The organism is Comamonas sp. MYb69 (genome assembly GCF_037479315.1).
GTDB lineage: Bacteria > Pseudomonadota > Gammaproteobacteria > Burkholderiales > Burkholderiaceae_C > Comamonas.
Map to the genome: position 1 here is coordinate 1 of NZ_JBBGZG010000025.1, position 10,493 is coordinate 10,493.

At 53.1% G+C, this 10,493-nt stretch carries 7 protein-coding genes, 4 tRNA genes and 3 pseudogenes; 2 read left to right on the forward strand and 12 right to left on the reverse strand.

Annotated features, from left to right (window positions below):
* The 6 genes and pseudogenes from WH303_RS23640 to WH303_RS23665 form a co-directional block, all read right to left on the reverse strand.
* Positions 1 to 116, reverse strand: a 116-nt coding sequence (locus WH303_RS23640; protein WP_244273727.1) for a GTP-binding protein, incomplete at its 3' end; no start/stop codon positions are given.
* Between the two features lie 66 nt (positions 117 to 182).
* Positions 183 to 257, reverse strand: a tRNA-Thr gene (locus WH303_RS23645).
* 39 nt (positions 258 to 296) lie between these two features.
* Positions 297 to 370: transfer RNA gene (locus tag WH303_RS23650), tRNA-Gly, on the reverse strand.
* A gap of 53 nt (positions 371 to 423) precedes the next feature.
* Positions 424 to 509: transfer RNA gene (locus WH303_RS23655), tRNA-Tyr, on the reverse strand.
* 153 nt (positions 510 to 662) lie between these two features.
* Positions 663 to 739, reverse strand: a tRNA-Arg gene (locus tag WH303_RS23660).
* An 853-nt stretch (positions 740 to 1,592) separates the two neighbouring features.
* Positions 1,593 to 2,252 (reverse strand): annotated as a pseudogene (locus WH303_RS23665) (IS3 family transposase); the annotation flags it as partial.
* A gap of 10 nt (positions 2,253 to 2,262) precedes the next feature.
* Here WH303_RS23665 and WH303_RS23670 point away from each other — a divergent pair.
* Positions 2,263 to 2,730 (forward strand): annotated as a pseudogene (locus WH303_RS23670) (ATP-binding protein); the annotation flags it as partial.
* A gap of 73 nt (positions 2,731 to 2,803) precedes the next feature.
* Positions 2,804 to 3,200: pseudogene (locus tag WH303_RS23675) on the forward strand (DUF1993 domain-containing protein); the annotation flags it as partial.
* Positions 3,201 to 3,429: 229 nt separating this feature from the next.
* Here WH303_RS23675 and WH303_RS23680 read toward each other — a convergent pair.
* Genes WH303_RS23680 through WH303_RS23705 form a run of 6 tightly spaced genes read right to left on the reverse strand, consistent with a single transcriptional unit; the run spans position 3,430 to position 10,126 of the window.
* The gene (locus tag WH303_RS23680) at positions 3,430 to 4,650 is read right to left on the reverse strand and encodes a GNAT family N-acetyltransferase (protein ID WP_339521308.1); all 1,221 of its coding nucleotides are present in this window, start codon (positions 4,648 to 4,650) and stop codon (positions 3,430 to 3,432) included.
* Positions 4,647 to 6,263: an AMP-binding protein gene (locus WH303_RS23685; protein WP_339521309.1), complete on the reverse strand. Its 1,617-nt coding sequence runs from the start codon at positions 6,261 to 6,263 to the stop codon at positions 4,647 to 4,649. The genes WH303_RS23680 and WH303_RS23685 overlap by 4 nt, the downstream gene beginning before the upstream one ends.
* The gene (locus WH303_RS23690; RefSeq protein WP_339521310.1) at positions 6,250 to 7,002 is read right to left on the reverse strand and encodes a SapC family protein; all 753 of its coding nucleotides are present in this window, start codon (positions 7,000 to 7,002) and stop codon (positions 6,250 to 6,252) included. Before WH303_RS23690 ends, WH303_RS23685 begins: the two co-directional genes overlap by 14 nt.
* Positions 7,002 to 8,243 carry a cytochrome P450 gene (locus WH303_RS23695; protein ID WP_339521311.1) on the reverse strand — a complete coding sequence of 414 codons (1,242 nt, stop codon included), beginning with the start codon at positions 8,241 to 8,243 and terminating at the stop codon, positions 7,002 to 7,004. Before WH303_RS23695 ends, WH303_RS23690 begins: the two co-directional genes overlap by 1 nt.
* Before the next feature lie 19 nt (positions 8,244 to 8,262).
* Complete coding sequence (locus WH303_RS23700) at positions 8,263 to 8,511, reverse strand: acyl carrier protein (protein WP_339521312.1); 249 nt, start codon at positions 8,509 to 8,511, stop codon at positions 8,263 to 8,265.
* Positions 8,512 to 8,560: 49 nt separating this feature from the next.
* Positions 8,561 to 10,126: a hypothetical protein gene (locus WH303_RS23705; RefSeq protein ID WP_339521313.1), complete on the reverse strand. Its 1,566-nt coding sequence runs from the start codon at positions 10,124 to 10,126 to the stop codon at positions 8,561 to 8,563.
* Positions 10,127 to 10,493: the final 367 nt, after the last annotated feature.

Consider the following 10,493-nt stretch of genomic DNA (forward strand, 5'->3'; position numbering starts at 1 on the left):
TTGGCAGACAGCACGGTTGCGATAGCAGCCGTCAGCGTGGTCTTGCCGTGGTCCACGTGACCAATGGTGCCCACGTTCACGTGCGGCTTGGTGCGCTCGAATTTTCCTTTTGCCATTCTAGACTCCGAAAAAACCTAAACCTAATGGGATATAGCGCAACAAGAACCGTGCGCACTTAAATATGGTGCCCATGGGCAGGATCGAACTGCCGACCTCCCCCTTACCAAGGGGGTGCTCTACCACTGAGCCACATGGGCAATTTTTTCAAATTGCAACAGGATCGCTTTACTGCAGACTGGAGCGGGAGACGGGAATCGAACCCGCGTCATTAGCTTGGAAGGCTAGGGTTCTACCATTGAACTACTCCCGCATCAACCGCGCCAGAAGCGCAATTGCTGCAAAGCTTTCTTCTTCAACCATTTCTGGTGGAGGGGACTGGATTCGAACCAGTGTAGGCGTAAGCCAACAGATTTACAGTCTGCCCCCTTTAGCCACTCGGGCACCCCTCCGAAGAAGAACTAGATTGTAGCATCATTTTTGGCTGTTTTTAGAAACTTCCGATTTCTCGCAAATTTCTTCAAGGGACGCAACCCGAACAAACCCGAAAACAATGCTTCACTCTATATAAAAAGCCCCGAGACCTGAATCTCGAGGCTCTTAACTGGTGCGGCTGGCAGGAATCGAACCCACGACCCCTTGGTTCGTAGCCAAGTACTCTATCCAGCTGAGCTACAGCCGCTAAGCTGCGTATTGTAGGCGGTTTTTGGGCACCTCGGACGAATCGGCCAGGTTTTTTCAAAAAATCGTGCGAAGGCTGGGCGATCCGTCGCAGCGATGGCGCACATGGGGCCTCTTTGGCGCCTGCAGAGACACATCGCAATGCCCGACCAGCGGCACGCAAAGGCCTGGTAGCCACTGCTGCGCAACACCCCTCCGGGGAACGCAGCCCGATCTGCAGCGGCGCAAGCCAACACCTGCACGCCAGCAGCACCCAACAGGAACCAGGCAACAGGCAACAAAAAACCCGCGCTGCGACTCCGCAGGCGGGTTGGTGCTGCTCTGGCAGAGCACAAAAAAGGCGCTGGCGGGGATCTAAAAAATCGTCTCATCCCGCATAAAATCACGACTGTACTGAGAACCCATCAAAAGACACCAACAAAAATACCAACACTTTTCAAAGTGCCCTACATCTGCTTCGACCCAGTTGATGTCTTGAGCTACCCACCCATAACCGACCTTCACAGCACATCGACGCGGGCGTTTAGCCAATGACAGGTTTCATGTGAGCAACTGACGGTAGCTGTCAGGCAGCCAGAGGACTACTGACAGTACGCTATCGCTACTCATGAATAAGCCCTGTCCTCATCCGTACCTCGTCAGCTGATGACCGCTGTGCAGCGAATGCAGTCTTTCACGCATTGCGAGCTGATGGCTGCTGTGGGAACCGCAACCGTTCATTCACAACTCCTTGAAGTACTCGCAGTAGGTACGTAGTCAGGAAATGGCCAGACGAAGGAAGGGCCGCTTATCGGAATGCATGGAAGCGTGCTAATTGAATCGCCCCGGGTTTCGAGGAGGCTGTTTGGTTTAAGTCAGACCACCACAGCAGTGTTCTGATTGGCTAGGTGCCGGTAGTAGTTTGCCTCAGCTTCCGCAGGTGGGATGTATCCAATGGGTTCGAGCAGGCGATGGTGGTTAAACCATGACACCCATTCGAGCGTGGCGAACTCCACGGCTTCCTTTGTTTTCCATGGCGCGCGGCGATGGATTAACTCGGCCTTGTAGAGGCCGTTGATGGTCTCGGCCAAGGCGTTGTCATAGCTGTCGCCCTTGCTGCCCACGGAAGGCTCTATGCCCGCTTCAGCCAGTCGTTCGGAGTACCGAATGCTGACGTATTGCGACCCGCGGTCGCTGTGGCATATCAGGCTTCCATCGCGCTCAGGCTGCCGGGCATAGAGGGCTTGCTCCAGTGCATCGAGCACGAAGTCCGTGCGCATTGAACTGCTCACCCGCCAGCCCACGATGCGCCTGGCAAACACGTCGATGACAAAGGCCACGTACAACCAGCCCTGCCAGGTCGAAACGTAGGTGAAGTCGCTGACCCATAACTGGTTCGGACGCTCGGCTCGGAACTGGCGGTTGACGCGGTCCATCGGGCATGGCACTTTGGCATCCCCGATGGTGGTGCGCACGACCTTGCCTCGCATCACCCCGCGTAGCCCCAGCTTGCGCATTAGCCGCTCGACTGTGCAGAAACTGCTGGGTCAATACACAGACAAGACCCACTTGGCCACGGCGCTCGGCGTACAAGCCATCGAGCATCACCATCGCCGGGTGCGATTCTTCTCCACGGTCGAACTGGTCAATGCACTGGAGGTCGAGAAGGCGCAAGGCAAGTCGGGGCAGATCGCCACGCGGCTCATGTACGCCGATCTGCTCATCCTCGACGAACTGGGCTACCTGCCATTCAGCGCGTCTGGTGGTGCCTTGCTGTTCCACCTTCTGTCCAAGCTCTACGAACGAACCAGTGTTGTGATCACGACCAACCTAAGCTTAAGCGAATGGGCCACCGTGTTCGGTGATGCGAAGATGACCACAGCGCTGCTGGACCGGCTCACGCACCATTGCCATATTCTGGAGACTGGCAACGACAGCTTCCGCTTCAAGAACAGCTCGGCGCTGCCGGCACAATCCAAGAAGGAGAGAACCAAGAACTTATCCACAACGTAAGCCTTCCAGGCTTGCAAAGAGGGTGGATCAAAGTTAGATGGAAATGCCGGCTCAGGGTTGCATGGAAATTAACAATCTCGATCCAAATGCGTTGCTGCAGGCGCGGCTGTTTCCCGATATGTTTCCACTGATACGTCAGGTGCAGATCGCCTCGGATTTCTCCAAGGGCATCGACTCCCGCCTCGCTGGTGCAGAAGTGCCATCTTGGCCCGACACGGGCCGACCTTCAAGCGTTGATCGCCAAGGCGCTGGCCCATCTGGAAACTTTCAAGCCCGAGCAATTTGATCTCCGCGAAAACCGTGAAATCGTACTGCGCCCCGGCACGCCCAAGGAAAAGAAACTGACCGCGAGTACATATCTATTCCACTACGGTCTGCCGCAGTTCTTCTTCCATGTGACTACTGCCTATGACATCTTGCGCCACAACGGTGTCGCGATCGGCAAACGCGAGTATATGGGTGCCTATTAACACGAGCGGCATCACACGGTGACCGCCTCTTGGTCGCAACTAGCGCCTCCATTACTGCGCAAATCCAGCAAATGATCGATGGGGGTGCCATTTGCTCAATACCGCTTCAGTTTCGCAGCGATTGCTGCCGCTCATGACGACATTTCAATAGGTCGGTAGCCCAAAGACCAGGCATTGGTGCGTTTTGAGCAGTTGAATCGCCACAGATAGACGGAGTTTGTCTATCTGACTATGGGCTTTCATCCCCCTTTGACAACATGAAATGACCTGTTTTAGGACGAAGATCATGGTCTCGAAACGTCGAGAACACCGCTACATCGATGCGACTATGGTCGCCTTCACATTCTTGGCGGAGCACAGCCTCAAGCAAAAAGGTGAAGTTGTACGATAAGCTGAGAAGCATTCGTCTATTGGTGACAAGAACATTGCCAGTGATTTTCTGAATGGCAAAACGCTCAAAAAAACTATCGGTTAATGGCGTAATTGTGTCAACCATAATGCGTACTGCTGGTACATCGACAGGGTAAACGCATAACGCCAACTGAGCATGTCGGGCACGCTCGTCCACCAACACCGTATAAAAGCCAATGAGCTGATCACTTCCGTGCCTGTACACTCCAATGAATTGATTGTATTGACGGTCAAAACTGGCCAGCAGAGCACGCACACTCGCCAAGCTGTAATTGAATCGCGGCAGATTCATGCTGCTTATCAACCGGGGGGAATTAAGCCAATGCACCAGCGTTTCATTGGCATCTTTAGCCGTTAATGTCCGCAACTGATATCCAGATGCGTCGACAAGAGTACTCCCTCGAGCTGGTCTTTCAGGTAAATTGGTGATTGACTGATCCACCGTCCAACTACTGAAAAATCGACGACTTGCTTTAGCGCTCGCATTTAGCCATAGCGAACCATATGGCGGTTTCGAGCCACATCCTAGCGCAGACAGAACGAACACGTCCTCGTTGCGTTGTAGTGCAGGATGCCAAACTTGACGTAACCGACCTTCCAAAAAAAAATGCCTGTTAACCCGAAGCAAGGGCCACAATCTCCTCACTTCACAGCCAAGCAAGTAAACAGACAATTTTGGAGAACTAGCAGACAATAGCCTGTCCGCCAGTTGCCCGAAAGTTTGAGTGAGGAGCTTCAGGCCGCGGGCGTGCGGTAGTGCTATAAATGCAATGCGTGTAACCTGATGCTGTAAATGATTACTGCATAGATACAGGGCGCGCAATCGCCCATCTACATTGATGCCCCAAAATTGAATGCCGGATTGTGTCAGCAACTTTGGGATCTGATCCGCCGCGGACAAGGGAAATGCCATATTCAAGCTGGCCAAAGTCTCCGGGCGTAACCAAGACCAGTCTGAAGGGACTTCATTGGGCTGCAAGAGATCAAGCCGAGCACCTGCCGCATTCAATGCGATCGAAGATTGAACAGAATCTTTCATTGGCGTTGGTCGCTTAATCGTTCTAACGTCATCTGTCGCGCAATCTTTCCAGATGTCGTTAGCTTCACAGTTCGAGGGGACACAAGCAGAATTTCAGCAGCGTCCTGACACGTTTCAAAGACTATTTTCCTTACAGCCTCAGTCCATTGTTGTCGCAGTGCCTGATCCTTTGACCCACACTCCACCGCAATGACAATCCCAGCCGAAAAAGGTCTTTCTTCTTGGAAGGCCATCACTGTCCCATGGGGTAGCTGAAGATCTTCGCAGATAGCTGACTCAATAGCTTCCGCATGGACGTTGCGACCACGAACCAGCAAGAGTGATTGCATGCGTCCAGTCACAACCAATTCTCCTGATGGAGTGAGATACCCCAAATCTTCCGTTCGAAACCACGCTTGAGGCGACAAACGAGATAGCAGGCCCTCCTGCCAATACCCTGTCATCAACGCAGGTCCACGAATGTGGATGTGTCCCGACTTCAGCGCAGGAAGGGACGCTCCGGCATCATCCACGATGCGGATCTCCCAATTCGTCAGGGGCTTACCACTGCTGAGTCGATCCAAGGCGTCGGGATTCGATGATCCCATGCTGACAGCCAATGTGGCTTCAGCCAAACCATAGCAGGGATGAAAGCTCTGGGGAGCAAATCCGCTAGCTTCAAAGCGCTTGGTAAATCGATTCAGGTCGTGAGCACGCACCATGTCGCCACCAACACCTGCAATACGCAAGTTCAAACGCAACTGCTGCGCTTCCTCCAGAGAGGTTCTGTCGGCCGCAAGGCCCCAGGCAAAGCTAGGGGCAAAGCACACCGTACTGCCCAATTTCGCCATCAAGTTCGGCCATATTTGCGGACGACGTGCAAAGGCCTGAGGAGGCAGCAAATCCAGCGGTACGGCACCCATTAAAGGAGCCAATAGAAACCCCACTAGCCCCATGTCGTGGTGGAGTGGCAGCCACGAAAAAGCCCGGTCACAAGACTTGATTTGCAGCCCTTCATGCAAAATCGCCTTGAGGTTGTGACATACGGCGTGCTGAGAGATTTGAATGCCCTTGGGCTCATGAGTGGTGCCCGATGACAACTGTATGTAGGCAGCGGCATCACCCTTCAGAGGCTGCGACGTCAACGACTCGTCGGGTACGGGCAACGATGTACTCCTGATCAGTTGCAAATTTGGATCATCTGAGCGTGCAAAACGCTCAAACCAATCCAGCAAAGGCGCATGGATGGAGTCGAACAGCAGCATCCTCGCTTGAACAGCAGCCAGCAATTGCCTGGTGCGCCGCACATATGCTTCCAACCCCAAAGCAACCGGGGGGGGAGGCAATGGGCACGGCAGAAGCCCCACCAATTGGCAAGCGAAAAAATCAGTGATGAAGGATAAGCTGGTTTGGGCAATCAATCCAATCACTGCAGGCTGGGGCCATTTCCTTGTTAACCCTTGCAATTGCGTCGCCCGCATCCGCGCAGCCTGATACAAATCTTGATAACTGATTTTCGCTGTCAGGTTGCCGCGAGCATCAAAAATACGCAGCCCTGCCGAACTGCTAGCCGCATACTCCAACGCTTCCGCGAGGCAACTGATCTTTGAATAGGATGAGTTACTCACCATCATGCGCCTTTGGCGACATCACTAGGTTTGAGCGTTGGTGCCTTTCAAACAACTGCATCCAGCGATTCAAACTGGCCAGATGCAAAGCAATGGCATCAGTCCAACCCTGGCGGAACCAGCGAGTCAGCTCAGCTTCCGGCAAAGCACGGAACGCCGAGGCATTCACGCGGCGAAAGGTCCGGGTTGTGTGAGTTGAACCATCTGACAGGCGGACGTTCCCGCACACGTCTTCCAGCAAACCCGCCTTGTTCAAGGCTTGGCCGAATGCAATGGCTTCTTGCAAGGCGCTCCAATGCGCCCCCAGCTGTTGCGTGATTCCCGATAGCATGGGCGTCGGACGGCCATCGAACGTGAACAAGGGTAAAGCCGACTCATCATCCTCCAATGGCACGAAGCGGGAAGCCGTCGTATCCACACACATCACGGCTCTCTTTGGATTGTCTTGATCTTGCGCAATCGAAAAAGGGTGATGCAGAAGTACGTTAGGAACCGTATAGTGCGCAGGCCATTGATGCTGCAAGTCTAGGAAATCATTCTTGCCTGGCTGCATTCCGAATATGGCAAGCGGCTGGGGCATTGGCCCGATTGAAAAAACAATGGGCTGGCTGCCGACCATGTTCGCGAACTCTGTCAAGGCTATGGGCGCCGCATCCAAGGTCTGACAAAACGTCCAGTCTTTGTCAGTACGCAGGCCCATGCCCAAGTGTTGCTCAGGGGATAGCGGTTGCAATCGTGAATTCATCAGTGAGACATAAGAGGCTGAATGCGTACACGGTGACCACCACGTCGCACCATGAGAGAACACCACTGCATATCCAGTGGCTGGTCGAGTGGTTCGTGGGCCGTTGGGTGAACTTCAGTTCGGCCGAGCAACGCATGAAGCAGCGTGCGCATCTCCGTCATTGCAAACAGACGTCCGCCACAAACCCGTTCACCCACGCCAAAGGCCGTACCCAAACCACTTTCCGCTCGATTATGCAACTCGCGAGACGCCGCCATTTCAAGCTGCCACGGTTTGTCGCGGCGTACACCATGCATTTGAAGTCCCACCAAGGAAACCAAGGCAACGTCGCCAGGCTGAACCGCGCCAGCACTGAAAACATCATGGGACACAGCATGACGGCTCAATATCGGGTTGGCGGGAAACAGCCGCAACGTTTCACTCAGGAAGTCATCGAGCATTGGCGAGGAGTCCTCACAATCACGTAGCATTTTCTGCACGTCAGGATGCTGAGCCAACAAGTAACAAACCCACCCAAAGGTACTTGCACTAGTCTCCGAACCTGCCGCCAGCAAGGTGATCAGCTCCTGCTCCAAAACAAAACGATCAGGCTGACCACGGGTGACCGACTCGGCCGCCAGCATCTCTCGAATGACAGGCTTATTGGCATATTCGGGTTGCCTGAATACGCTCATATCTTGCATTACCCGTGCTTTGGCGGCGTTCAATTGGCTTACGTGGTGCCGCCGCTCATCCCCCGTCAGGTCACCAGGAGGAATAAAAGCATACTGAGAACTCATCTCCAACAATCGAAACAGATGCTCTGAATTGATATTTGTCTCGCGCAAATCCACATCAAAAAACACATCCAGAAAAATCCGCAGTGTCATCTCCCGCAGCAAATGGTCTGAGAGCGGAGCGGTTGCCGTTTGTGCAATCAGTTGTGGTAAAGCCTCCGAAAAGGCTTGGCGCGATGCACGAACCGTTTTGACAACGTCATAGCGGTTGAAATGAGTTTGTGTAAGCTGCCTGCGAAACACCCAGGCGCCATGATTCTCCGACATGCGCGACGGCCCCAGCGTTTGACGCATCCACGCCATATGCTTGGGCCAGTTGTCCGCATTTGCCTTCAGAATGTGATGGGCATCTGAGGGATGCTGCACAATCCAGACTCTGCGATCACTGAGACGATGCAAAGACGAAATACCAGGCTGGGTACGTGCTAAGTGGTACAACTCATTGCAGATATCGGAAGGATCCATCAGCGTGTATTTGTCGCTATCAATCAGCCATGTTCAACGGCTGACCATCCAATAGCTTCGCTACGTCTCGAACTGTTCTCAGCTGCAGCAAATCCATCACATCCACCGGCATCCCAGTGGCATTCTCGATTTCAATCACAATTCCTTCGAACATCAAACTGTCGACATCCCGAAGATCGCCCACATTGGCGTCATCGCCAATGTGCTCCACCGGCACCAAAAGACAGTTGGACAATAGCGTTTTGGCGTGCAATAGCGAGGAAAACATAAGCTGAATCAGAAAAATTGAGAGCCCGAGAGTATCTCAGGCTTGATGGTCACTCCCGAACGCCAAAAGCAGAGCGTCGAATGGATGCGAATCCGAACAACAAGGCACTCAAAAGTCCCAATGCCCAACCCCCAAGGGTCGGCACAGGCTGAGGCGTAACAGATGGGTCTGGTGGCGTGACGACATCGTCATCCTTGACCAGCACCTGGGCGGCAGACCCTGTGACTACATATTCGTTCGCATTGGTAGGGGCCGCCAGAGAAAGCGCTGCTGTCACATTGCCGTCGCCTGCGACCATATTGGACGTGGCAGTTATTTTGCAGCTTGCTGCGGTTGCGCCCGAAGCAATGATGATCGGGTTAGGGCAATCGGTGGAGTATCGTGGATTGGATTGCGGCAGATTCAAGTTGACCCGAAGACCAGCAGTGCCTGCGGCCACATCGGATGAAATGGTGCAGGTCGCGGACTGGTTGTCTGAGTCCAAAATCTCGGATGGGAGGCAACTTAGGCTAACATTCGGCGGTGGTGGCACATTCAACTTCACACTGAAGCTAATCTGGTTAGTTGGGACGACTTGAGCTGCAGGGTCTGAACCAGGAATACCTTTTACATAAACCAATGGCTCGGGATCGCCATGGTTACCCATCATTCTAAATACCAAGGGCGTCAACTGATCCAAAACAGGTGTGCCATCGATGGCTCCCGGATAGGTGGTGGGGTTAATAATGACTTGCGATCCTGGCAAGATGGCGGGCAAAGTCACAACGATACTAGTTTGATTGGCGGGGATAGTAACCGTAATTGGTGTGGAATTCCCATAAGCGGGTAAATAGCCCTCAGATACAGGGTCATAACTGCCACCCAAATAAGATTGAGGAACTTCTGTCACCATGAAAGTGATGGTGCTGTCTGTGGCCTGCGCATTAGTCAACTCGAACGTAACAGTAGCCGTGGTAGTCTTCGAATTGATGAATAAGTTGCTGGTAACAGACCCCGAGTCACTAATGGGGCCGGACTCAATGCTTGGAATTGATATGATCGGCTCCGAGTGAAAAACGAGCATCTCCGACACCCACGCATAATAGCTTGGTGCAGAAGGATCTCCACTCTGATCATAACCTTGTGCATTACTCACATATCCAGCGTGAGGCACGTCCTCTACCTGCGCTGAGTCGCCCGTCACTACATCATAATATGTAGGGAAAGCTTCAAGCTCGCAATTAGCCACGCCCCCAACAGTATCCGGTGTGACATTGATCGCGACCGCCGATGGACTAGCCCCTAAATTATCGAATGCGATGAATCCACCGCTTGGGTTATTAACCTGTTGATAAACCCCTGCTGCTGGGTCAGGCGTAAAGGCACCACCATTGCAAGAGAAATAAACGCCAAGTTTCATGCCTGTAGGCGGACTGAACGCCATCACAGGTGTAAGTGAGGAAGCTGAAGGTGGAGACGTATAAAAAGAAGAATTCGGTGTCTGCTGAGGCGTATAGTTGATATTCCAAGTACCGGCCCAGGCAGTGCTCGCACTAAGCAATCCTGCTGCCAGCAACCCTCGCATCAATGGGCTTGCAAAGCGGTAACGCGGAGAATTTTTCAACAGGATTCTCATAGTTCGTTCGATTAATTTGCTGAAATATTGATCTGCATCAGAGGAAATTTCAATTCATCGTATGGAAACAAATATGGCAAGTCAACCTTCAAGATGCTGAAAAACTACAATGCTTCGTGAGAACACAGCAATGCTTGCAATTGTTTACAATGGCGTCGTTGAACTCGTGGCAACGCATGCGCAGCTTGTTTGGCGAGCTGTGGGAGAAGCCGCTGCTGTCGTTGATGGTGGTGGACGTGTCTGCGTTGGTCCTGCGGTCGCGTAGAGCAGCTTGATGTCGGAATAGCCAGTGGGCGTGTCCGATATTTTGTGTAAACGGGACGGGCTTCAGTTGATGGAGATGCGGTCTCCGAACTGAATGGTAAAG